This window comes from Microbacterium sp. NPDC057407 (assembly GCF_042803895.1).
In the GTDB taxonomy this organism is placed as follows: domain Bacteria; phylum Actinomycetota; class Actinomycetes; order Actinomycetales; family Microbacteriaceae; genus Microbacterium.
Genome location: NZ_JBHVCA010000001.1, coordinates 80076 through 100979, shown reverse-complemented (window position 1 = coordinate 100979; position 20904 = coordinate 80076). Strand labels below are relative to the sequence as shown.

General features: G+C 70.7%; 24 protein-coding genes. 7 read left to right on the top strand and 17 right to left on the bottom strand.

All coding sequences use genetic code 11. The features are described 5' to 3' along the window. Window positions 1–28: 28 nt before the first annotated feature. The 5 genes from ACFUTX_RS00550 to ACFUTX_RS00530 all read right to left on the bottom strand — a co-directional run bounded on the left by ACFUTX_RS00550 (window position 29) and on the right by ACFUTX_RS00530 (window position 3278). Entirely contained in the window at window positions 29–757 is a 729-nt protein-coding gene (locus ACFUTX_RS00550; protein WP_378860251.1) for an alpha/beta fold hydrolase, read from the bottom strand. A 146-nt stretch (window positions 758–903) separates the two neighbouring features. Further along, window positions 904–1272: a spore germination protein GerW family protein gene (locus tag ACFUTX_RS00545; RefSeq protein WP_378860250.1), complete on the bottom strand. Its 369-nt coding sequence runs from the start codon at window positions 1270–1272 to the stop codon at window positions 904–906. Between the two features lie 43 nt (window positions 1273–1315). Beyond that, window positions 1316–2044: a hypothetical protein gene (locus ACFUTX_RS00540; RefSeq protein WP_378860249.1), complete on the bottom strand. Its 729-nt coding sequence runs from the start codon at window positions 2042–2044 to the stop codon at window positions 1316–1318. 76 nt (window positions 2045–2120) lie between these two features. Next, window positions 2121–2342, bottom strand: a complete 222-nt coding sequence (locus ACFUTX_RS00535; RefSeq protein ID WP_378860248.1) for a three-helix bundle dimerization domain-containing protein — start codon at window positions 2340–2342, stop codon at window positions 2121–2123. A 408-nt stretch (window positions 2343–2750) separates the two neighbouring features. Continuing rightward, window positions 2751–3278, bottom strand: coding sequence for a DUF1269 domain-containing protein (locus tag ACFUTX_RS00530; RefSeq protein ID WP_378860247.1), 528 nt, complete (start codon window positions 3276–3278; stop codon window positions 2751–2753). 211 nt (window positions 3279–3489) lie between these two features. On the opposite strand from ACFUTX_RS00530, the gene ACFUTX_RS00525 reads away from it, so the two are divergent. Continuing rightward, the gene (locus ACFUTX_RS00525; protein ID WP_378860246.1) at window positions 3490–4254 is read left to right on the top strand and encodes a patatin-like phospholipase family protein; all 765 of its coding nucleotides are present in this window, start codon (window positions 3490–3492) and stop codon (window positions 4252–4254) included. Here the strand turns inward: ACFUTX_RS00525 and ACFUTX_RS00520 are convergent, their stop codons facing one another. Then, window positions 4255–5241, bottom strand: a complete 987-nt coding sequence (locus tag ACFUTX_RS00520) for an SDR family NAD(P)-dependent oxidoreductase (RefSeq protein WP_378860245.1) — start codon at window positions 5239–5241, stop codon at window positions 4255–4257. Between the two features lie 51 nt (window positions 5242–5292). Here ACFUTX_RS00520 and ACFUTX_RS00515 point away from each other — a divergent pair, with 51 nt between their 5' ends. Next, the gene (locus ACFUTX_RS00515) at window positions 5293–5877 is read left to right on the top strand and encodes a TetR/AcrR family transcriptional regulator (RefSeq protein WP_378860244.1); all 585 of its coding nucleotides are present in this window, start codon (window positions 5293–5295) and stop codon (window positions 5875–5877) included. 2 nt (window positions 5878–5879) lie between these two features. On the opposite strand, the gene ACFUTX_RS00510 is transcribed toward ACFUTX_RS00515, so the two are convergent. Both ACFUTX_RS00510 and ACFUTX_RS00505 read right to left on the bottom strand, forming a co-directional pair. Further along, window positions 5880–6524 (bottom strand): LON peptidase substrate-binding domain-containing protein, encoded by a 645-nt coding sequence (locus tag ACFUTX_RS00510; RefSeq protein ID WP_378860243.1) that lies wholly within the window; start codon window positions 6522–6524, stop codon window positions 5880–5882. A gap of 64 nt (window positions 6525–6588) precedes the next feature. After that, window positions 6589–7083, bottom strand: coding sequence for a hypothetical protein (locus ACFUTX_RS00505; protein ID WP_378860242.1), 495 nt, complete (start codon window positions 7081–7083; stop codon window positions 6589–6591). Window positions 7084–7129: 46 nt separating this feature from the next. Here ACFUTX_RS00505 and ACFUTX_RS00500 point away from each other — a divergent pair, with 46 nt between their 5' ends. After that, the gene (locus tag ACFUTX_RS00500; protein WP_378860241.1) at window positions 7130–8053 is read left to right on the top strand and encodes an SDR family oxidoreductase; all 924 of its coding nucleotides are present in this window, start codon (window positions 7130–7132) and stop codon (window positions 8051–8053) included. A gap of 9 nt (window positions 8054–8062) precedes the next feature. Here ACFUTX_RS00500 and ACFUTX_RS00495 read toward each other — a convergent pair whose 3' ends face one another. The 6 genes from ACFUTX_RS00495 to ACFUTX_RS00470 all read right to left on the bottom strand — a co-directional run bounded on the left by ACFUTX_RS00495 (window position 8063) and on the right by ACFUTX_RS00470 (window position 13511). Continuing rightward, window positions 8063–9316 carry an FAD-dependent oxidoreductase gene (locus ACFUTX_RS00495; protein ID WP_378860240.1) on the bottom strand — a complete coding sequence of 418 codons (1254 nt, stop codon included), beginning with the start codon at window positions 9314–9316 and terminating at the stop codon, window positions 8063–8065. 47 nt (window positions 9317–9363) lie between these two features. After that, window positions 9364–10068 carry a TMEM175 family protein gene (locus ACFUTX_RS00490; protein WP_378860239.1) on the bottom strand — a complete coding sequence of 235 codons (705 nt, stop codon included), beginning with the start codon at window positions 10066–10068 and terminating at the stop codon, window positions 9364–9366. A gap of 59 nt (window positions 10069–10127) precedes the next feature. After that, window positions 10128–10934, bottom strand: a complete 807-nt coding sequence (locus tag ACFUTX_RS00485) for an alcohol dehydrogenase catalytic domain-containing protein (protein WP_378860238.1) — start codon at window positions 10932–10934, stop codon at window positions 10128–10130. Window positions 10935–10953: 19 nt separating this feature from the next. Next, complete coding sequence (locus ACFUTX_RS00480; RefSeq protein WP_378860237.1) at window positions 10954–12123, bottom strand: zinc-dependent alcohol dehydrogenase; 1170 nt, start codon at window positions 12121–12123, stop codon at window positions 10954–10956. Continuing rightward, entirely contained in the window at window positions 12120–12587 is a 468-nt protein-coding gene (locus ACFUTX_RS00475; protein WP_378860236.1) for a hypothetical protein, read from the bottom strand. The genes ACFUTX_RS00480 and ACFUTX_RS00475 overlap by 4 nt, the downstream gene beginning before the upstream one ends. A 210-nt stretch (window positions 12588–12797) precedes the next feature. Continuing rightward, on the bottom strand, window positions 12798–13511 hold the full coding sequence (locus ACFUTX_RS00470; protein ID WP_378860235.1) for an SGNH/GDSL hydrolase family protein: 714 nt from the start codon (window positions 13509–13511) through the stop codon (window positions 12798–12800). A 951-nt stretch (window positions 13512–14462) separates the two neighbouring features. Here ACFUTX_RS00470 and ACFUTX_RS00465 point away from each other — a divergent pair. Continuing rightward, entirely contained in the window at window positions 14463–14708 is a 246-nt protein-coding gene (locus ACFUTX_RS00465) for a type II toxin-antitoxin system ParD family antitoxin (protein ID WP_378860234.1), read from the top strand. After that, a complete protein-coding gene (locus ACFUTX_RS00460) occupies window positions 14705–15022 on the top strand; it encodes a type II toxin-antitoxin system RelE/ParE family toxin (protein ID WP_378860233.1) in 318 nt (105 codons plus the stop codon). The genes ACFUTX_RS00465 and ACFUTX_RS00460 overlap by 4 nt, the downstream gene beginning before the upstream one ends. 11 nt (window positions 15023–15033) lie before the next feature. Here the strand turns inward: ACFUTX_RS00460 and ACFUTX_RS00455 are convergent, their stop codons facing one another. Further along, complete coding sequence (locus tag ACFUTX_RS00455; protein ID WP_378860232.1) at window positions 15034–15768, bottom strand: SDR family NAD(P)-dependent oxidoreductase; 735 nt, start codon at window positions 15766–15768, stop codon at window positions 15034–15036. 662 nt (window positions 15769–16430) lie between these two features. Then, window positions 16431–19847, bottom strand: coding sequence for a hypothetical protein (locus ACFUTX_RS00450; RefSeq protein WP_378860231.1), 3417 nt, complete (start codon window positions 19845–19847; stop codon window positions 16431–16433). Between the two features lie 93 nt (window positions 19848–19940). Here ACFUTX_RS00450 and ACFUTX_RS00445 point away from each other — a divergent pair, with 93 nt between their 5' ends. Both ACFUTX_RS00445 and ACFUTX_RS00440 read left to right on the top strand, forming a co-directional pair. Next, the gene (locus ACFUTX_RS00445; protein WP_378860230.1) at window positions 19941–20366 is read left to right on the top strand and encodes a hypothetical protein; all 426 of its coding nucleotides are present in this window, start codon (window positions 19941–19943) and stop codon (window positions 20364–20366) included. 128 nt (window positions 20367–20494) lie between these two features. Beyond that, window positions 20495–20725 carry a DUF1232 domain-containing protein gene (locus ACFUTX_RS00440; RefSeq protein ID WP_378860229.1) on the top strand — a complete coding sequence of 77 codons (231 nt, stop codon included), beginning with the start codon at window positions 20495–20497 and terminating at the stop codon, window positions 20723–20725. A gap of 14 nt (window positions 20726–20739) precedes the next feature. On the opposite strand, the gene ACFUTX_RS00435 is transcribed toward ACFUTX_RS00440, so the two are convergent. After that, window positions 20740–20898, bottom strand: coding sequence for a hypothetical protein (locus tag ACFUTX_RS00435; RefSeq protein WP_378860228.1), 159 nt, complete (start codon window positions 20896–20898; stop codon window positions 20740–20742). Between the last annotated feature and the right edge of the window lie 6 nt (window positions 20899–20904).

Genomic DNA, 20904 nt, shown 5'->3' with positions numbered 1-20904 from the left:
GTGCCGCGGCGACTCCTCATCGCGGGGCTCACCCGATAGACGCCGCCGCCGCGTGGATGGCCTCCAGCGTCACCTGCGGGTGGGAGATCATCGAGACGTGCGAGGCATCCACCTCCGTCACCGTGGAGCCGGCACGCTCGGCCATGCGCCGCTTCGTCTCGATCGGGATGACGCGGTCCTGGGTACCGAGCACCGCCCAGCTCGGGATCGACTTCCACGCCGGCGGTCCCGACGGGGTCACGTTCGCGACGATGGATGCCGGGCGCTGCGTCGCGACGATGAGCCAACGGTCCTCCTCAGGCAGGTCCTGGGCGAACGACGTGTGGACGACGTCGGGCTTCAGCCAGGCATCCGCCGCCCCTTCGGGCGCCCCGGGATACCCGGCGAGGTCGAGCACCGTCGTCGGGTCGGGGACGGCGAGCGCCGAGCCGGAGCCCTCGAGGATCCCGAGCACCGTCTCGCCCTCGTCGGGGATGAAGGCGTCGACGTACACGAGCGCGCGGACGTCGCCGGACAGCCCGGCGTTGGTGATGACCGCACCCCCGTAGGAGTGGCCCACGAGGATGACGGGACCGCTCGTGCGCTGCGCCAGGAACGACGCGACGTACGCCGCGTCGCCGGTCAGTCCGCGGAGCTCGTTCGGCGGGGCGAGGACGGTGTAGCCCTCCGACTGAAGCGTCGGGATGACGGCGTTCCAGCTGGACGAGTCGGCCCAGGCGCCGTGGACGAGGACGATGGTGGGTGTGCTTTCAGGCATTGCGGCTTCCGATCACAGGGCGCCGCCGCGGCGGGCGACGCTGCCGACGAGGGGGTGGGAGTGCGTCCAGCTGCCCGACGCAGTTGACACGATAGGGGCGTCGTCGCCCGCGCAACAGGGGGTGTGGCGGATCGGCTGCGCTCAGCTCAGACGCGTCCCGACCGCCACGCCGCGACGATCCGCGCGAGGGCCCATCCGGCCGCCGACACCAGTGGCACGCTCGCGATGATCAGGGCAACCGGGTTCGGGAGGAACCTCGACCCCGCCGGGCTCGTGACGTAGGCGCCCACCGGCAGCACGTACCCTCCGCCGCCCCCGCCCGTGCCCTCGCCCTCCTGCTCGGGCCCGGACTCGCCGCGCCCCCACTTCCCTGAGCCGCCGCCGCCGCCGAAGCCGAACATGACGAGCGCGGCGGGCACGACCTGCTGATCGCCCGACACGATCGGCTCTCCGAACGCCAGTCGCGCGCCCCACGACGGCACGGAGGCCGTCATGCTCTCGATGGGCTTCTCCATGAGCTCCTCCTCCGTCCTACCGGCGGCCAGCGCCGGCCTCGCGTCAGCGACCCGCGCCGGGGTCGGTCGCCGGTGTCGTGCGCAGTGGCCGGTGAGCGCGCCACGCCTCCCGGTACGTCCAGAATCCGTACGCGCCGAAGGTCGCCATGAGGGCCAGTGCGATGAGGACGCCGGCCGCGATGGCCCAGCTCACGGCACCGCCCAGCGCGACCACCACGCTGCCGGTGAGCAACCCGATCACGCACGCGTTCACGACCATGATGAGCATGAACGAGCTTCCGAACAGATGACTGAAGCTGCGTCGTCGCAGGAACGAGTAGGTCAGCTCGGCACCCGCCCTGTCGTCGGCGACCGCCGCGAGGAAGTACTTCTCGATGTCGGGGTCGAGGTCGACGTAGGCGCCGCGCAGCCGGTTCATCGCGACCACGTACATCAGGTCTTCTTCGGCGACGTTGAACACGCGCGTCTGGGTCATGACGCCGACCAGGGCGAGAAACCCGAGGATCGCCAGCGAGGCGCCGGTGAACCAGCCGTCGAATCGGGTCGCCTGGCCGAGGAGCCCGATCGTCACCAGACCGGCCGACACGAGTGTCAGGAAGATGGTGATGCGGGTCAGCACCTCGCTCTGCGCCGTGCCGCGGGCGGCGAGCAGGCCCCAGTGCTCGGTGGCGAGCATCTGCGCACGGCGGCCGAGCACCGCGTCGGGCGCCTTTGCGCCCACGGACGGCGGCGTTCCGCCGGCTTCCGTGCCGAGGGGCGGGTCGACGGCCATGAGTCATTGTCCACCCGGGCTCGTGCGCGACGCCAGGGCCGAGGCATCCGCCGCCGAAGAAGGACGACGGCCCCGCTCACTCGGCGGGAAGCGGCCGCCCCTCCTGCTTGATCCGCTTCTTCGCTTCGCGCTCGGCGAGCACGGGGACGAAGTCGCGCACCTTCGCGGACGTCATCTCGGCACGCACATCCGCGACGATCTCGGCGACGCGTTCCTGCGGAACATCGGAGTACTTCTCGGTCAGCCGCACCACGATCTCGCGGAAGGCGGCGTCTTCGTCAATGCCTTTCTCGGCCATCGATTCTCCTCGGGTCGGTGACGGAAGGTTACTCCCCGGACGTGAACGCGGAATGGTCGCGTTCACGTCGCACAGGCCTCTTGCGGTGCCGCTCGTCGGGGAGTACAACGGGAGCCAACACGAGGTCAGAACGCCGCACCGCCTGCGTTTCGGGAACGCGGTATCAACGGCGATTCCGTGTCGGACCGCCCCTGGGGTTAGAGCGTGCTGGCAAGCGGGGCTCACTCCAGGGGCGAGTCTCGGCCCAGCGCGCTCGGGTCTCGATCGATGACGGATGCCGCAGCACGGCCGCTTCCGGTCGGGCGCGAGCCAGCGCCCGGGGTCGGGGCGCGGTCAGTGCGCGACACGCGGAGTCCTCCCGCGTGTCGCGCAGGGACCACGCCCCGAGCGGGTGCGGCGACCGGGCGCTTACGAATTGATCTGCTCGACGATGTCGTCCGCCGATTCGTCGATCGCCTTGCGGAGCTTCTCGTAGTCGTCGGAGTCGATCGCCTTGCTGATCCGCTTGTCGGCACGGGCGAGTGCCTTCTCGACCTTGTCGGCCCAACGGTCGTCCACGACCGCGACGAGGGCGGAGGTGCCGGGGGCGAGGTACTCGTCGACGTCGACGCCGAACTGCTTCTCCTCCCGGTTCTTCTTGATCTTGCCCAGGATGGCGCCGATCCCGGCACCGACCGCGGTCGCGGCGAGCAGCGGCGGGGCGAAGAGGCCGACGACCACACCCGCGCCCGCGCCCCACGCCGCACCGTGGCCGACGGACTTGTCGCCGTGCTCCTTGACTTCGACCTTGCCGTCTTTGTCGCGGCTCAGCACCACGGCGCCGACGATCTCGTAGCCGCCGGCGTCCTGGCCGCTTCGCAGCGCCTGATAGTCCTCCGACGCGATCGCGGTGTCGTCGTACGAGCCGACCACCAGTGCGAGGTTCTCCGTAGCCATCGATCTTGCTCCTTCGGTTGATCCGCTGAGGCGGCCCTCCGGTCGCCCCAGGACTTCGGGCTCGAGATGCCGCGATCCTATTGCGGCGCGTACCCCGGCTCCAGGGCCTGAGCGGTGAACTCCGGGGTCACCCCGGGTGATTTTGCGGCCGGGGAGGCGGCGGCGGCACGACCCCGGTCCGCGGGCGGGGCGGGAGTGGTAGTTTCGCGTCGTGCCCGACGATCCCGCCGGGCCGGGCGACGACCTCCGGCTCGGTCTGACGCTCAGCGGTGGCGCGGCGTTCGCCGCCGCTCACGTCGGCGTGCTGCGGGTGCTCGAGGAACGGGGCATCCGTCCCTCCATCGTCACGGGGACCAGCTCGGGTGCCCTCGTGGGGTCGTGCTATGCGGCGGGTATGGGCGCCGACGAGCTCGAAGACATCGCGCACCGGTTCCGCTGGAGCCGCATCGCGGGGTGGAACCTGCGGCCGCGGTGGGCGGTGCTCGACAGCAGGGTCGTCGTGGACGCGGTCGGACGGGTGCACGGCGGCGATCCTCGCATCGAGGATCTGCCGCGCACGTTCGGCGCGGTCGCGACCGACCTGCGCACGCGGCAGGCGGTGATCCTCGACCACGGTCCGCTGAGCACCGCGCTGCGCGCGACGATCGCGGTCCCGGGCCTGCTCGCGCCGGTTCGCGTCGGTGGTCGGCTGCTGGCGGACGGAGGCATGGTCGACAACGTGCCCCACCGCGCGGCCCGGCATCTCGGGGCGGATCGCGTGATCGTCGTGCACCTGCATGCGAAGTGGGAGAACGTCCGCATGATGCGCACGAGCACCAAGCTCTCCGACCTCGTCGCCGACCCGTCGGTCGTGCTGATCCAGCCGGAGATGAACCGGATGTCGCAGTGGACGATGCGGGATGTGCCGCGCCTCATCGACGAAGGACGCCGCGCGGCCGAGTCGGCGCTCGACCGGGTGAGCGCCATCTCGAGTTGATCACGCCGCGGCGCGGCCCTCCTGCGGGTGCGGGACGTATGCGGCGGTCGCGGCCTCGAGCCACTCCCACAGCTGCGCCTGCCGCTGCGCGTCGAAGGTGACGTCTTCGGCGCGGGTGAGCCGGCCGATCTCGACGTATCCGTCGTGAAGCGCGGGGTGGGCGTCACCGAGGGCGAGTGCGACCGCGTGCCGTGCCGTGTTCGACGGGGTGGTGGCCCCGGGCAGAACGCTCATCGCGGGCATGAGGCGCCGCCACACCCAGTAACGGTAGCCGACCATGTCTCGTCCGAGGCCGGTCCCGGCGACGAGGCCCGGGTCGTACGTGTTGAGCCGCCGACCGTCGTCCGCCAGTCTCGCTGCCCACACGTGCGACAGCGTGACGAGCGCGAGCTTGCTCGACGCGTAGGCGATGCCGCCCTGCTCGCGCTCGGCCGCCGGCCGCACGGCACCGGTCGCGGGCGGCTGCGCCGTCGCGAGAACCGCGGGCGGCGCCCATTGCGGGTCGGGAACGAGGTTGAACGAGGCGCGCTTGCCCCGGTGGGTCGACGACCCGAGCAGGACGACGTGTCCCGCCTGGGAGAGGAGGGGACGGATGCCGCGGACCAGCAGGTGCTGTGCGACGACGTTGACCGCGAACGTCGCCTCCCATCCCTGCGCGCTGGTGCGACGCCGGTCGTAGTACTGGGCGCCGGCGTTGAGGATGGCGACGTCGATCGTCGGCAGGGCCCCGGACCCCACGAGGGAGGCGATGCGCTCGAGGCCGGACTGTACGCTGCGCAGATCCGTGAGATCCAGCTGCACCTCGTCGACCCTCAGGCCTTCACCGCGGGCGACGCCTGCCGAGGCTCGGAGTCGGCCGGCGTCCCGACCGACCAGGACGAGTCGCGGGCGCGAGGGATGGCGCACCAAGCGGGCGAGGATCGCTGCCCCGATTCCGCTGGTCGGGCCCGTGAGAAGCACGGTGGGACTGATGTCACTTTGTGTCATAGCGGCGATGGTAGCTGATGTCACAATGTGACACAAGGGTAGGATGTCGTCATGCCGCGGTGGCCGGAGGATACGAAGCAGCGTCTCGTCGACGCGGCCTTCGAGCTCTTCGTCGACCGTGGCTACGCAGCGACGACGGTGCAGCAGATCGCCCACCGTGCCGGCACGACCCCCCGCACGTTCTTCCGCCACTTCCCCGACAAGGACGAGGTGCTGTTCGCCGATGACGACGAGCTGCTTCCCCTGCTCGTAGGAGCGATCGGGGAGGACGCTCACGCCGACGACGCCGGCGCGATGATGAGATCGGTGCTCGACGTGCTCGCGCAGGCCATGAGCCCCCATCGGGAGCGACTCGTCGAGCGCGACCGCATCATCGCGCAGGACGTCGGTCTCGCCGGCCGCGAGCTCGCCAAGCAGGCCCGCTGGCAGCGGTCGGTGGCCGAAGCCCTGCACCAGCGCGGCTTCTCGGATTCGGATGCCGCGATCCTCGCCGCGATCGGATTCGCCCTGTTCACCGGCGCCCTGCACGACTGGCTGGCCGATCCTCGGGCCGAGCTGCGCACGCTCGTCGACGAGCGGTTCCCCCGCATCGCCACGGCGCTGACCCAGCCCGTGCCTCCCCTGCCGGAGGCCTGACCTCAGTCGCCCTCGCCCTCACCGTCCGCTCGGGCGTCGGCCGCGCGCGCGATGAGCAGCGGCTCCTCCTCGAGGCACAGGTCGATGATGCCGCGCAGCAGGCCGCCGAGGCTCGTCGACCCCAGCAGCCGGAATCGGTCGTACTCGCCGAGCGGAGCGATCGCCGCGAGCTGCCATGCGGCCTCGACCGGGTCCTCCGACAGGGCTGTCGCGGGATCCCAGCGAGCCTCGCCGATCGCCGACGCGAGGGTCGCGAGGCGCCGGACGATCCGCTCGGCTTCGCGGTGGAGGGGCGTGAGCGCCTCGTCCCAGGTGAGCGGCGCCACCGCGGAGACATCCGCCACCGGGTGCGGATCGTCGTCGCGCCACTGATCGACGGTGATGCGCTCCCCTCCGACGGCCACGACGTACAGGTCTTCCGCCCCGGCTTCGACCTGGATGATTCGTGCCATCGTGCCCAGCGAAGAGCGCTCGTCGCCACCGCCCGCCTCGAGGCCACGCTCGATGAGCACGACTCCGAACTCGGGGCCCTCCACGTCGAGCAGGCGCCCCATCATCATGAGATAGCGCGGCTCGAACACCCGCAGCACGAGGGGGGTGTACGGGAAGAGCACACTGCCGAGCGGGAACATGGCGACCGCGTCCATACGCTTCAGTCAACCAGCCGTGGCGGGCGTGCGGGCGGTCTCGCGCGATTCGGCCGTGGAGCGCTCAGCGTGCGTCGCGCTTCGCCTGGCGCCGGGCACCCTGGGCGAGGCTGGAGGCGTCGCGCTTCTTGCCGCCCGCGCTCTTCGTGTGCTGGCGGGGGCGCCCCGCGGCCACGCCGGAGTCGGTGAAGCCGTCGCTCTGCGGCCCGGACCATTTCCCGGCCCGGGCGCGTGCGAGTCGCTCGTCCTTGAGCGCCTCCGCCTCCTCGTGAGCCACCCGCGCGAGGTGCTCGCTGACGATGGCCAACGCCTCCTCGAACACGTAGGCGCGGCCGCGCGCCTTGTCGGATCCCGCGGCGGCGGCGCCTCGACCTCCGGCCTCGGTCACTCGCTCGGCGGCCCCCCGCCGGTAGTTGGTGGTGTGCTTGTTTCGGGCTCGGCGCACCCGCTTGTGCAGCGCGAGCAGTGCATCTTCGTCGAGGGCGGCGAGGCGTTCGGGCTCGAGCTCGCGGATGAGATCCCGCTCTTTGCTCTTGAGGACCCACAGGTACTGTTCCATGCGGTCATACTGCTCCCGCGGCGAGAGCACCGCCATAGGGGCGGCGATGCTGACGCGCGGGTATGGTGCAGGTATTCAGCAGCTCGCCCCGCTGCCGGTTTTCGTGACCGGCGCCACGGGCATCGTGGGATCCGCCGTGGTGCATCACCTCCTGGAGCGCGGCGAGCGGGTGGTGGCGGGCATCCGCAGCGAGCGGGACGCACCCGCGGTGGCCGCAGGCGCCACCACCAGACGGTTCGATTTCTCGGACCAGCCCGACGAGATCGCGGAGTCCCTGGCAGGGTGCGATCGGCTGTTCCTGATGCGTCCCCCGCCGATCGAGGACGTGCGCACCTACCTGTTCCCCGTCATCGATGCCGCGATGCGGGTCGGCGTGACGCAGATCGTGTTCCTGTCGCTTCAGGGCGTGCAGCAGAACAAGGGAACGCCGCACTATGCCGTCGAGCAGTACCTGCGTGAGGTGAACGCTCCGTTCACGTTCCTGCGGCCCAACTTCTTCATGCAGAACCTGTCGACGACCTACCGCGACGGCATCCGCGACCGCGATGAGATCTATATTCCGGCCGGCCGCGCGCTGACGGCGTTCATCGATGCGCGCGACATCGGCGCGGTCGCGGCCGCCGTCTTCACCTCGCCGGGTCATCTCGGGAAGGCGTACACGCTCAACGGCGAGCAGTCCCTCGGCTACAAGAAGGTCGCGCACATTCTCAGTGAGGTCCTCGGCCGCACGATCACCTACCCTCGGCCGTCCGAGAGTGAATACCTCGAGAGGCTTGCGGCGCAGGGCGCGCCGCCGGACTACATCGAAGTGCAGCGGATGATCTACCGCGTCGTGCGCTGGAACATCTCCGCGTTCCCCAACCGCAAGGTGCGGAAGCTCACCGGCGGCCCGGCGACGACCTTCCGTGAATTCGCCGAGCGGGAGCGGGCGGTGTGGATGCCGTCCCCGACCGGCACGGCCGGGGCGTAGCATCCGGAATCACCCCCGCAGGTCGGCGAGCACCGCCGCCGCAACCCTCTCCCCCGAGACGAGCGCGCCCTGGATCGATGCCGTGTCGCGGTGGTCCCCGGCCACGTAGGCCCCCTCGGCCACGCGCGCGGGGCTCGTTCTCGGCAGCGGCGGGCGCTGGGCGGGCAGAGCGTCGGGGATGTCGTCGCGACGCAGCAGCTGCCAGGCCGAGGCATCCGTCTCCCACATCTCGGTGAGCTGCCGGCGCACCTGGCCTTCGCTCGGCGGTCGCGTCCCGTGCGGGAGAAGGCAGGTCGCCTGGACGAGATGCCGGCCCGGCGGCGCGTAGCCCGGGGCGGTCAGCGTCATGACGACGGTGTTCACGATCGGGCCGGCCCGACGCCCGTCCACCATGAGCATCGCCGACGTCGTGGGCGCCTCGTCCACCGCGAACCACCAGGTCTGCAGCCCGCGGGTCTCGGGCGCCGGCACCCCGACCAGCTCCGCCGCGGAGGCGCCGTCCGTGGCGACGACGACCGCTCGCGCCCCGACCGTCTCCGCGCCGTCCACGGCGATCTCCGTCTCATGCGACCGATGGTGGATGCCGGTGACCCGACGCTTCAGCCGAAGCTTCACTCCCGCGGCCCCGGCGCGCGCGGCGAGCGCCACCGGGAGGGCAGCGATCCCGGATGCCGGGACGCCGGGCCGTCCGCGCGCGAACGACCGGATCAGCAGCCGGGCGAATGCCTCGGAGGTGTCGCCGCGATCGTCCGCCAGCACGCCCGCAAGAAACGGCTCGAGCGCCTCGGTGCGCAACGGGCCCCGGAAGGCCGCGGCATCCCATCCCTCGCGAAGCGTGCGGTCGGGTCCCGCGGCGAGGCTCCCCGGCGCGATGATCGCAGGCAGAGCCCAGCGCGTCAGGGCGGCGACATCGCGAGGCGACACGAGCCCGCTGCGCAGCGACGCCGGGATGGACGTCGGATGCCGGAGGGGGTGCGCGAGCTCGGCGACGCCGTGCGCGCGCCGCACGCGGACGCCGACCGGGAACGGTCGCAGCCTCAGCGCGGCGAGGTCGACCGCGCGGGCGACGGCAGAGTATGCCGGGTTCAGCACCTGGAATCCGCGATCGAGGAGATAGCCGTCGACCCCGTCGGTCCGCTGCCGGCCGCCGACCTCGTCACCCGCCTCGAGCACGACGACGTCTCGACCGGCTTCGCCCAGCACGGTCGCGCACCGCAGCCCCGCCAGTCCGGCGCCGATCACCACGACATCGTGCACGTCCACGATCCGCCTCCCCTCACGGCAACAGCGACTGCCGTGAGGAGATTCAATCAGCGTCGCGCATCATCGGGGGCCGAACGGCCGCGGAGCAGACCGGGCTGCTGATCGTGTCCGTGGCTGGTGAGCGCATAGTACGCGGGGAGCAGCAGGAACACGGCGGAGGCGACCAAGGGGTGGATCAGGACACCTGCCAGTCCAGCTGCCAGGTAGGCGACCACTCCGATCAGAGCACGGGGTCGCTCGTGGACGAAGTACTCGTCATCGACCTCGTCCTTCGTCAGGTCGGGATGGCGTGCGAGATACGAGAAGAACACCAGCCACGACAGGCACAGGAGCGCGCCGATCAGGGCGTACAGGCCGACCGCGACCTTCTCGTCGGTGAGATTGCCCGTCCGCGCCGTCTCGGCGATCACCGCTGTCGGCCAGGGCACCAGGGCGAGGGTCGCCAGGATGCCCAGGTTCGCCCACTGCAGGCCGACATCCATCTCGCGGATGCGGGTGAACGCAGCCTTGTGGTTCATCCAGATCACCGCGAGATAGAGGTACGACGCGGCGTAGGCGAGGTAGGTGGGCCACTCGTTCAGCAGACCCTCCAGCAGCTTGCCCTCCTCAGTGTCCGGAGGCCGGAGATCGAGGACCAGGAGGGTGATGACGATCGCGATGATGGCGTCGCTGAAGGCGATCGCCCGGCCGGGCTTCGCGCGGGGGGATCCGCCGCGGCGGGATCCTCCGGCCTGCTCGTTTTCGTTCGTCATCACTGTCGTCCTCTCTGGCGGGGCGCGGCGCCGGAAGGCCCGCTGGCGAGTTGGGGGCCTTACGATCCGTCGGAGGAGAAGTCCGGATGCAGGACCACCTTCGTCCAGCCGTCGTCGCGGCCGTTGTCGGCACCCAGCCCCATCGTCATCTCGTTCACCGCCTCGACCGGGTCGACCGCCGAGTCGTCGATGGGGATGGCGCCGATCTCCTCGATCTTGCGCAGGCGATCGGGGTGGCGGTCGACGACCATCACCTTCCCCGCGCCCTTGAGGATCGCCGAGTACGCCGCCATGGCGCCGACCGGGCCGGCGCCGTAGATGACCGTCTGATCGCCCGGCTTGACGTGCGCGAGCTCCGTCGCGTGATAGCCGGTCGGGAAGATGTCGGCGAGCATCACGTAATCGGTCTGCTTCTCTTCGGCATCCTCCCCGAGTCGGAGGCAGTTGAAGTCGCCCCACGGCACGCGCAGCAGCTCCGCCTGGCCTCCCGCCCACGGCCCCATGTCGGCGAAGCCGTAGGCGGCTCCCGCCCACTCGGGGTTGGGCTGAGCGGTGAGGCAGTAGTTGGTGAGACCGCGCTCGCAGTTCTTGCAGTGCCCGCACGCGACGTTGAACGGCAGCACGACGTAGTCGCCGACCTGGACCTTGTCGACGCCGTCGCCGACCTCGATCACCTGGCCCATGTTCTCGTGGCCGAACCAGCGACCGGTCTCGAAGTCGGTCCTCCCTTCGTACATGTGCAGGTCGGAGCCGCAGATGTTGGTGGTGGTGATGCGCACGAGCACGTCGGTCGGCCGCTCGATCCGGGCGTCCGGGACGTCTTGGACGCTGACCTTGCGAGGGCCTTCGTATACGACAGCTTTCATTTCCTTGCCTTTCTCATTCCTACGGCCGAAAGACCGCCCGGACGCACCCGTCGGCCTTCTCCTTGAACTTCGCGTACCCCTCGGGACCCTCGTCGAGCGGCATGACGTGCGTCGCCAGGTGCTCCGTCACGAGCTCGTCGCGCGACATCCGCTCCAGCAGCATCGGGATGTAGCGGTGACCGTGCTGCTGCGCCGAGCGCAGCGTCAGCCCCTTGTTCATGATGGGACCGAGCGGGAACTTGTCGACGAACCCGCCGAACACCCCGAGGACGAAGACGCTCCCGCCCTTGCGTGCCGCGAAGATCGCCTCCCGGACCGCGGTGGGCCGGTCCGTCTGCAGCCGCAGCTGCTGCTTCACCTGGTCGTAGGCGAAGTCGATCCGGTCGGAGTGGGCTTCCATCCCGACCGCCTCGATGCACACGTCGGGCCCGCGGCCGCCGGTGAGCTCTCGCAGTTCGGGCAGCACCTCGCTCGTCTCGTAGTTCATCGTCTCGGCGCCGATGATGTCCGACGCCTGCGCGAGACGCTCCTGGAAGCGGTCGATGACGATCACGCGCTCGGCGCCGAGCAGCAGCGACGCGCGCGCCGCCATCTGCCCCACACCGCCGGCACCCCACACGGCGACCGTGTCGCCCGGCTTGACCCCGCCGAGGTCGGCTCCCATCCAGCCCGTGGGCGCGGCATCCGAAGCGAACAGCGCCCGCTCGTCGCTCACGCCGTCGGGAACCGGGAAGGCGCCCTGGTCGGCGAACGGCACGCGGATGTACTGGGCGTGACTGCCCGCCCAGCCGCCGAGCGCGTGCGAGTATCCGTAGCACCCGCCGGGGGCTTGACCCCACAGCATCTCCGGGATGCCGGCGTTGGGGTTGCCGTTGTCGCACAGCGAGAACAGGTCGTTCTTGCAGTACCAGCACTTGCCGCAGCTGATGAACGAGCACACCACGACCCGATCGCCGACCTTGTGCTTCGTCACCGCCGACCCGGTCTCGACGACCTCGCCGAGGAACTCGTGGCCGAGCACATCGCCGGCGCGCATCGTTGGGACGTAGCCGCCGAGCAGGTGCAGGTCGGACCCGCACGAAGTGGTGAGGATCACCCGCACGATGACGTCCTGATCGTTGAGGATCTGGGGGTCGTCGACGGTCTCGACGTCGAGCTTGTTCACCCCGGTCCAGCACAGAGCCTTCACAGCACACCCTCGCCCTTCGCGTCGTCTTCGGCCGTATCGACCACGGCCCCCAGCAAGGTGGCCTTGCGCTTGCCATGCGGGCGCGGCTTCGCGCGGAGCACCTCGCCCGTCTCGAAGATCTGCTTGGCGTCGCGCAACGCGACGCGCAGCGCCTGCTGCGGATCCTCGTCGCCGATGACCGCGCCGACGTCGGCGCCCTCGCGGAGCCGGGCGTGGACCTCGAAGCCCCTGTCACCGGGCGCGGGCGAGACCCGGACCTCGATCACCTCGGTCAGGCGCCGCAGCGGCTCGGGGAAGCCTCCTTGGCCGAAGGCCCCGGCATCGCCGAGGATCGTGACGGCTTTCCAGCCCTCGGGGTGACGGCCGTCACCCTCGGAGTCCGTCTTGGCCCGCACCAGGGATCTCGCCACCAGACCCGCTGCGACACCGACCGCTCCTGCCGCGACGGCTGTCTTCACACCCATGTCTCCTCCTTGCCTTGAACCGTCGACCCCTCCCAGGGCGGCCATGTTCGGAGGCAGAGATGCCGTCACCTCAGGGTCTTCCCAAGGCGGGTCCAGGAGAGGACAATGCGCGTTGCGTTCGACACCGCGGGGTTCGGCGCCGTGCGCGTCGACGCCGGTGCGGGTCGACCTGGGACGGCTCGCGGAGCGATCGCGAGACCTCGGCGTCGGTTACGGATGCTGCGTGGTCAGCGACAGCGAGCGGGTGACGACCGCCCCGATCCGGCTCGCCCACCGGGCGTAGGTGCCCGCGGTGAGCTCGCTCGCCGCGTCGAGCGAGACCATCGGCACGGCGGACCGGGCGCACACCAGGCTCGTCACCGTGTTGAGCAGGCGAGCGTGCCGGCCGGCGACCCGTCGAGCGAGCGGGGACAGGGCCGGGGTCAGGTCGAGGCTTCCGACGCTCGTGACGACGAGGCATCCGGTCTGCGCGCTCAGCGCCTCGACCAGAGCGGTCATGTGCCGCTGCCAGCTGCGCCGCGCCGTCAGGCACAGGGCGTCGGTCGCGGCGAGCATGAGGACGATCGCGTCGTAGCCCGAGAGATCCGCCCCCCTCACCCGGTCCACCGTCGACCGCGCGGACGCGGTCGGCTCCGCGAGCACCCGGACGTGGACTCCCCGCCTGGTGGCCTCGGCGACCTCGCGTGCGAGGAACCCGGCGACGCCCTGGTCGTGCGTGCGCACACCGCAGCCCGCCGCGGGCCCGTCTCCGAGCACCAGGATGCGGACCGGGCTGCTCCCGTCGACGGTGACGGCCGCGGGACCGTGCGGGTACCGCCAGCCGAGCTGCTCGAGCGTCGTCGCCCGGAAGATCGCCCAGAAGACGGGGGCGAGCACGTCGGCCCGCGTGAGCCGCTGGTCACCCGTTCGCCGAGGATCACTCACTCCTGCCACCTCTCCCGTCCCGGCACCCTCGTCGTCACGGCGGGATCCGCCGCGCTCCCGGTATGCGCGTGGGAGCGTATCCGGATCGTGCCCATGCGCGAGAGCCGGTGTACGACGAACGGAAGGCGCGGGCCGAAATGCGCACACTGCGGCGCTTTCGGCGGTCATGAGCAGCGACGGCGCGACTCGAAACTCGGATCAGGCGGAAAAACTTCGGTGGTGCGCGCGGCGTCGGCCGATCAGCTCGATATATCAGAGTTTGAGTAGATACTTCGCATATGCCAATCTTGACTGCGAGTTGTGTAATCCGAGCTGAGGCGGAAGACGTGCCGTGACAACGAAAACTACCTTCCGCGTAGCGATATGGGGCCTCCTGCTGCTTGGGGCGCTTGTGATCGCGGTGCTCGGGGCTGTTTCTATCTTCCACGCTGGGGTCGAGGCGGACGCAACGCAGACCACCGGGCAGGCGCCTCTTCCGGGTGTCGCCGCCCTCGCTATCGGCGGAGTGGGCGCGCTCTTGTCGTTCATTCGCTTCGCCACAGCAATCGCCGAACGGCACCGCCGGTCGGACACCAGATGACAAAGGCGAACGTCTGCCCTACCGGTTCGCCCAGCCCCTCAGCATGCGGCTGAGGGCCGCGCCGCATCCACGGCGGGCCTTCAGCTGCATGGCCGCGCCGGGACGAACGCGCGTTCGTGTCGGGAAAGAAGGAGACACGCCGGGCACCGGCGCCTGCAGGCCCTGGTGCGACGGCGTGTCTCCGGGAATCTCGACAGCCGACGAGGTCAGTCCCCGCGCCGGATCACCGTCCGCTCGCCCGCGCGCACCGGCACCGACCAGCGGTTCCCCGGCAGCGGCGTAGGAGCGCGGGCGTCATCGGTTGTCAGTGTTACCCGCCGTGACCGACCGCCGACGATGACAAAGTTTGCCATCCTAGCTACGATGGAAGTATGGCCACGATGAACATCTCGCTCCCCGCAGCTCTCAAGGAGTTCGTCGAGGAGCAGGTCGATCAGCAGGGCTTCGCGAACAGCAGCGAATTCGTGCGCGATCTCATCCGTCAAGCTCAAGCGCGTGAAAGGGTGCGCGCCCTCGTCGTCGAGGGCATGACCTCCGGGCCCGGATCCGAACTCGATGACTCCTACTTCGAGCGTCTCCGCGAGCGTGCCGGTCGCGTAGCCCCTGGCGACGCGTGACGCGCCGCGTCGTCACCACTCGCGGTGCGGATGTCGACATCGACGCCGCCGTGCAGTACTACTCGGAGGTCGCCGACGGTGAAGCGATGCTGGGGCTGATCGATGCGCTGCAAGACGCCGTCAGACTTCTGGCCGAGCATCCCTCGATCGGATCGCCCCGTCTCGAGGTGCTGACAGGAGTCCGTGGACTGCGCGGACTTCCGCTCAGGCGCTACCCGTATGTCCTCGTGTACACCGACGACACGGACGCCGTCCGTGTGCACCGCGTGCTCCACTCGAGCCGCGACATCCCGTCGGAGCTCGCCGACCTGTAGGGAGCAGTCCGCTATTTCACGAGCGGGCGGATGCGGGTGAAGCCCCCGTCGACCGGGATCACCTGGCCGGTGAGGCGGGATGCCTCGGGCGAGAGCAGCCAGTCCATGACCGACGCCACCTCGTCCGCCGTCTGCACGCCGCCGAGCGGGTACTGCTTCGCCGCCCCTTCCCGCAAGGCCGGCGCGCGGAGCATCCCGGCGGTGAGCGGCGTCTCGGTCATCCCCGGAGCGACGGCGTTCACACGGATGCCCTTCGCGGCATACGTGGCGGCGGCACTGCGCACGAGAGCCTCGACGCCACCCTTCGCTGCGGCGATCACCTCGTGGTTCGCGACGCCGATCTGCGCCACCACCGAGCTCGCGAGCACGGCCGCACCGGGCGCGCCGGCGAGGGCGCCGATCCACGCGCGCAGGGTCCAGATCGCGCTGTCGAGGTTGACCCGCAGCACGTCTCGGGCGGCGGCCGGGTCGGTGCGGTGGAGCGGAGCGATCAGCGTGCTGCCGACGGCGTGGGCCAGCAGCGCGGGCGGGGCGCCCAGCTCTGCCACGCACGCCTCGAACGCGGCGGCCGCCCCCTCGGGCGTCGTCACATCCGCGGCGATCCGGGCTTCGGCGGGCACCTCGGCGAGGGCGGTCGCGTCGCGGCCCACCGCGGCGACACGCACGCCGCGGGTTCGCAGGCGATCGACGAGCGCGCGGCCGATGCCGCCGCGGGCTCCGGTGACGAGGGCGATGTCGTCGGTCATGTCAGGTCCGTTCTCGGCGAAGTGCGCGCGCGGCCCCGGCGTCCGCGCGCCCTGCGCCCAGCCTAGGGACCGCACGAAGGCCGAGGGCCGGTCCGTGTGCCACTTTTGGGGCGCCTTTGAATCGGGCATCGAGCGTGGCCTGCCGATGGAGCGAACACCCGAGAAATGTCCCCCATCTAGGGGATACCGTCCGAGCGCTCGCTCTGAAATATTGATGCTTCAGGCTCCAAGATTCGGAGTAAGGATGCGTCTGGACGCCTGTCGGCGTAACTCTTGTCGCCCCGCTGGCGGCGGCTGCGAAGGGATGAACTCCATGTCATCAGCGAATTGGACACGTCGGCTCCGGGCGACCCTGCTTGCACTCGCCGTCTACGCGCTCGTCAATCTGACGCTCTACGCCGCGGGGCTCCCGCTTCTCTCTCAATTGCTCTTGAGTGCAGCAGTCGCACTGACGTCGGTAGCCCTCGTCTCGCGACTCGCGCGAGCCGCGCGGCGCCCGGCGCCCGACAGCCGCGACTGTAGCGGGTAATCCGCAGACCCCACAGCTACCGCACTCCGCATGACGGAGATGTGCGCGATGACGGATGTCTCGGCCACGAAGCATCCGTCATCGTGCACATCACCGCGATGCGTGCCCGCACGCGAGGCGCGTGCACCGACCCTCACTGCTCGACGTCGACCCATTCGCTCAGGCACGGGGCCGCGGAGTAGCCGCCGACGAACTCGGCTTGCGCGATCCGGCCGCCGTCGACGTGCTCGCGGAACTCGAACGCGAAGTCGCCGTCGCGGACGTCGCCGCTGAACACCCCGAGGTCTTTGCCGTCCTTGTCGTCGCGGATCGAGACCACGACGCGCCCCCACGGGCCGTCGCCGTTCTCCTCGACCTCGACCCGACCGGTCGCGTAGCCGCGCCCCACGCGAAGGTCGACGAACCGGGTGCGACGGCCGAACACGACGTCGACGTTCGCGCCGCCGGTCGTGTCGCCGTGGCATCCCTCCCCCGTGTCGGCGACGCCGGTCAGCCGCAGCCGGTTCGGCATCTCCCACGACGCGGACTGCCACTGCTTCGACAGACGTTCGAGCGCCGGGTCGCCGATCATCGACTCGGTCCAGAACCGCACGTCACGCTCCTCACCGGGCTGGAGCACGACCCACGCGTGCTCGAGGTACGTGCGCGAGAGCCGGTCGGTCTGCCTCACCACCACGCGGCACCGTGCCTCGACGGGGTGCGGGTTCGTCACCTTGATCACCCCCGTCTCGCGCGTCGACGGTGACGACGACGCCGAGATGAGGCGGGTGTGGTTGGACTGCGCCTCGTTGTTGTCACGCGTGATCTCGTCGGGCAGCGCCGTGACCCGCGCGAACACGCAGTAGTGCGGTCGGATGTTCAGGAACGGGATCTGCGACAGCGCGGGCGGGCGCCACACGTTCGGCGAGGTGACGTCGACACTCGCGCCGGCGGCGAGGCTCGCGACGGTCACCGAGCCGAGAGTCATCTCGGCGCCGCCTCCGAGAGTGAAGTCCTTCACCCCGAAGGTCACCTCGACGTTGTTCGCCGTGTCGCGCCCGTTGTTGCGCAGGGTGGCGACGATCCAGTTGTCGTGGCCTTCCCAGGGCACGTCGCGAAGTGCCGGGTTCTGCAGGTTGCGGAAGTTCTCCACGCGCAGGTCGGGGCTCTTCCACCCGGTGCTCTGCCCCCAGGGCTGGAACGCCGGGTCGGGCTTCGCGTCGGCATAGCGCAGGTGCACGCGCGCGACATCCGCCCCCGCCTGCGTGACCTCGAGGCGGAAGTCGTTCGGATAGGACGGGTCGGAGGTGTCGCTCTCCTCGTAGTCGGTGCCGAGGGGGAATGTGCCGCCGTCGGCATCGGTGTCGTCGCGCAGCAGCGTCAGCGGACGCCGGTTCGTGGGCGGAGTGTCGCCCGAGACGTAGTCGGTGCCCACCACGACGAAGTCCTCGCCGATGGTCTGGTCGCTGAGCGCGGCGGCGTTGCGGCGCCGGTACTCGAAGTAGTAGTTGCGTCCGTCCGAGATCCGCAGCTCCACGGCTTGCCGCGGGCCACCCGGCGCCGGCGCCGGCCGCCCGGCCGCGACGAGGTCGACCGTCTCGTCGACGTATCCGGCAACGCCGACGGAGAGCGTGCGGACGTCCCCCGCCGGCACCCAGCCGAGCTGCATCCGCTCGGCCGGCGACAGCTCGGGCGAACCGCCCTCGTTGCCCATGAGATCCCAGCTCCCGGGGTCTCGGGACTGGAACTCCGCGGCATGCTTCGCGGAGTCGAAGTAGGCGTCGTGCAGCCCGAAGTTGTGCCCGAGCTCGTGCGCCACCGTCTCGGCGAACGTGCGCCCGTTGCTGATCGCCGTCCACGTCGTCGGCATCGTCAGCGCCTGGATGACCCGGCTCCGCGGGATCGCGATCTGACCGAACGCGAACGGCACGATGGTCTCGCCCACGATGAACGTCAGCTGGTATCCGCCGGGACGCGTGCCGTACGGCCACTGGTGGCGTCCCGGGAAGCCGGCCGCGGCATCGGCGGGGATCGATCGCAGCACGAACACGAGCGAGTCGACCGCGTCGAGGTCGAGCAGCAGCGGCTGGCCGGCGGCGGCCCGGTCGCGGTTCTGCCGCACGATCTCGGCGACCGCCGCCTGACTGAAGTTCGGCAGCCCGTCGCCCTGCGTACGACCGGTGGTCATGTTCGGCGCGACGTAGGTGTCCCAGTCGTTCGGCAGGCGCACCGGCACGAGGATGCCCGCCTCGACGAGGTTGAGCTGGCTGCTCGACACCGCGGCGTAGTACTGGCGGGTCGACTCGATCACCCCGCCCCGATTCACGCCCGTGAAGATCTCGTCGCGGAGGGTCTGGGTGAGAGCGGCCGCGTCCGCCGCCGAGAGCGTCGCCTGGTCGTCGGTCTCGACCACGACGACCGCGACCCGCCAGTCTCCCAGCCGCGGCCGCACGTTCATGTTCTGCGGTACGTACGGGTCGCCGCCGCCCCACGCGGCATCCGGCGCCTCGTTGCCGGTCGGACCCACGACCGCGACCGGCGGGCCGTCGGGCCCCGGCCACACGTCGGTGACCGCGAACGGCTGCTTTCCGAGCACGTCGCCGGTCGCGGCATCCACCGCCAGCAGCGTGTAGTCGCCGACCGTGTTGCCCAGCGCCATCACCACGTGCGGGCTGACCGGGTCGAAAGACGCGTCGCGGGATGCCGACACCAGGCCGCCGTGCGGAGGGTCGACGAAGAACAGCAGGTCGTCGAACGAGACGCCGCCGCGCGTGCGCACGTCGACGCGGGTCCACGAGGCGAGGTAGTGCGCGGCGGGAAGGACGAGGTCGACGCCGGGAGGCTCGACGATCGGCACGGTGTCGATGTCGCTGCCGTAGCCCGCGATGAGGTCGGTGCCGGTGAACGCCAGGCCCCACACGGGGGCGGGAAGGGTCGTGACCGGAATGGGGACGGCGGGCGAGGCCGGGTCGCGCAGTTCGATGCGCCCGTCCGCGTAGCCGATCGCGATGCGCGGGTCGCCGGCGGCGAGGCGCGCGAGGCGTGTCGCGCCGGGAACGGATGCCGCGGCCCGCGGTGCGGCGCCGGGCCTGAGGACCACGAGCCGACGTGACCCGGACGAGCCCGCGAGCGCGATGGTCGCGGCATCCGTCGGGTGCGCGAGCAGGTCGACGATGGCGGACGGCGCACGGCCCTCGTCGGTCGCGACGCCGGTCGCCGGGTCGATCGACCACAGCTTCGCGCGACGACCGCGGGTGGTCGCGACGACCGTGCCCGCGGCGGACGTCGCGGCGCCGACGCCGACGAGCGTCGCGAGCGGGGCGACCGCTCCCCCGGTGAAAGCATCGAGCCCGCGACTCGGTGAGACGAGCACGGCCCCCGCCGGATCGGATGGATGCGCGACGACATCGGTCGCGCTGCGCCGGCGACGAAGATCAGCGAGGCGGGTGCCGTCGGGAGCGCTGCGGACGATGGTCCACGCGCGGACGCCGGAGCGTTCGAGATGCACGAGGGTGCCGTCGCCGAGGACGGCGAGTGAGATCCCCCGGGTGATGCCGCTGATGAGTCCCATGCTGAGATGAGCGGGGGCGCTCCCGCGGTGATACGGCTCGGGCCGCTGATGCGAGTATCAGTTACGGCCTCGGGCGGGTGGATAATGTCGGGCATGCCCAGCAGACACCGACGCGAGCTGGAGGTGCGGGTCGGCGCGAAGCGCAAGGGCGCCATGCATCTTGGCATCGCAGATTCGCCGTCGACCCCGAGCGCCCGAGGCGAGAGCGATTCCGAGGAAAGGTCGGCCGATAGGGTGGGCTTCGCCCCGGAGTGGGGGCCAGCCTCGCCCTTGTCGGGCGGCGACGCGGTCGAGAGATTGCGGCTGCCCGCCGAGTTGACGTCACGGCTGCGGAAGTGGACGCGCGTGTGGCAGTCCGGATTCGACGAACGGGCTGGCTGGCTGGACGCGGCAACCGGTCGCGCATGGATTGCCGAGGGCGAGGCGCTCCTCGAAGAGGTCACGGCGTACGCGCGACGGGCTGGACTCAACGTGGTCGCTGATCCCGACTTCCACGAGTACGAGCCACCGAAGCGCTAACCGCGGGGACGACTCGAGTAAGGGTGCTCACCGGCGGCGAGGCTGCTCGACCGGTAACGAGCCCGGAGTTTGCTGAGCAGTAGCCGAGCGGCGCCATTGCACGACTCCGTGAGCCGCACACTGAAGGCATGAGCACCTTCCTCGGAGCGGTCCGGCGACGCGAGCACCGTCTCGCCGCCACGACGTGGGCGGCAGGCATCGCCGCCGTCGTCTACACGGTCGCGCCGATCGACCTCATCCCCGAACTGCTCCTCGGGCCGCTCGGCCTCACCGACGACCTCGGGCTGTGGGGCATCGCCGCCGTGCTCTACGCCCGCGAGCATGCCCGGTGGCGGGCCGGTCGTCTCGCGTCGGCCTGAGTACGCGCGCCGGCTCAGGAGGCGGGGGCGGCCCCGCTCTTGCCTGGCTCGATGGTGTGATCCGCGGGACGGCCGCGACGCCCGAGGTCGGACTCGGCAAGCGGCTTCACCGGCTCCTCCTGCTGCGCACGGGTGAGGTACTGCACGTGGGCGATGTCGAGATGATGCGGCATGGCGTT

Excerpts from the sequence above, each read along its gene's own strand:
- ACFUTX_RS00550 (WP_378860251.1), bottom strand. The coding sequence starts at position 757 with ATGCCTGAAAGCACACCCACCATCGTCCTCGTCCACGGCGCCTGGGCC.
- ACFUTX_RS00545 (WP_378860250.1), bottom strand. The coding sequence starts at position 1,272 with ATGGAGAAGCCCATCGAGAGCATGACGGCCTCCGTGCCGTCGTGGGGC.
- ACFUTX_RS00540 (WP_378860249.1), bottom strand. The coding sequence starts at position 2,044 with ATGGCCGTCGACCCGCCCCTCGGCACGGAAGCCGGCGGAACGCCGCCG.
- ACFUTX_RS00535 (WP_378860248.1), bottom strand. The coding sequence starts at position 2,342 with ATGGCCGAGAAAGGCATTGACGAAGACGCCGCCTTCCGCGAGATCGTG.
- ACFUTX_RS00530 (WP_378860247.1), bottom strand. The coding sequence starts at position 3,278 with ATGGCTACGGAGAACCTCGCACTGGTGGTCGGCTCGTACGACGACACC.
- ACFUTX_RS00520 (WP_378860245.1), bottom strand. The coding sequence starts at position 5,241 with ATGACACAAAGTGACATCAGTCCCACCGTGCTTCTCACGGGCCCGACC.
- ACFUTX_RS00515 (WP_378860244.1), top strand. The coding sequence starts at position 5,293 with ATGCCGCGGTGGCCGGAGGATACGAAGCAGCGTCTCGTCGACGCGGCC.
- ACFUTX_RS00510 (WP_378860243.1), bottom strand. The coding sequence starts at position 6,524 with ATGGACGCGGTCGCCATGTTCCCGCTCGGCAGTGTGCTCTTCCCGTAC.
- ACFUTX_RS00505 (WP_378860242.1), bottom strand. The coding sequence starts at position 7,083 with ATGGAACAGTACCTGTGGGTCCTCAAGAGCAAAGAGCGGGATCTCATC.
- ACFUTX_RS00500 (WP_378860241.1), top strand. The coding sequence starts at position 7,130 with ATGCTGACGCGCGGGTATGGTGCAGGTATTCAGCAGCTCGCCCCGCTG.
- ACFUTX_RS00490 (WP_378860239.1), bottom strand. The coding sequence starts at position 10,068 with ATGACGAACGAAAACGAGCAGGCCGGAGGATCCCGCCGCGGCGGATCC.
- ACFUTX_RS00485 (WP_378860238.1), bottom strand. The coding sequence starts at position 10,934 with ATGAAAGCTGTCGTATACGAAGGCCCTCGCAAGGTCAGCGTCCAAGAC.
- ACFUTX_RS00475 (WP_378860236.1), bottom strand. The coding sequence starts at position 12,587 with ATGGGTGTGAAGACAGCCGTCGCGGCAGGAGCGGTCGGTGTCGCAGCG.
- ACFUTX_RS00465 (WP_378860234.1), top strand. The coding sequence starts at position 14,463 with ATGGCCACGATGAACATCTCGCTCCCCGCAGCTCTCAAGGAGTTCGTC.
- ACFUTX_RS00455 (WP_378860232.1), bottom strand. The coding sequence starts at position 15,768 with ATGACCGACGACATCGCCCTCGTCACCGGAGCCCGCGGCGGCATCGGC.
- ACFUTX_RS00450 (WP_378860231.1), bottom strand. The coding sequence starts at position 19,847 with ATGGGACTCATCAGCGGCATCACCCGGGGGATCTCACTCGCCGTCCTC.
- ACFUTX_RS00445 (WP_378860230.1), top strand. The coding sequence starts at position 19,941 with ATGCCCAGCAGACACCGACGCGAGCTGGAGGTGCGGGTCGGCGCGAAG.
- ACFUTX_RS00440 (WP_378860229.1), top strand. The coding sequence starts at position 20,495 with ATGAGCACCTTCCTCGGAGCGGTCCGGCGACGCGAGCACCGTCTCGCC.
- ACFUTX_RS00435 (WP_378860228.1), bottom strand. The coding sequence starts at position 20,898 with ATGCCGCATCATCTCGACATCGCCCACGTGCAGTACCTCACCCGTGCG.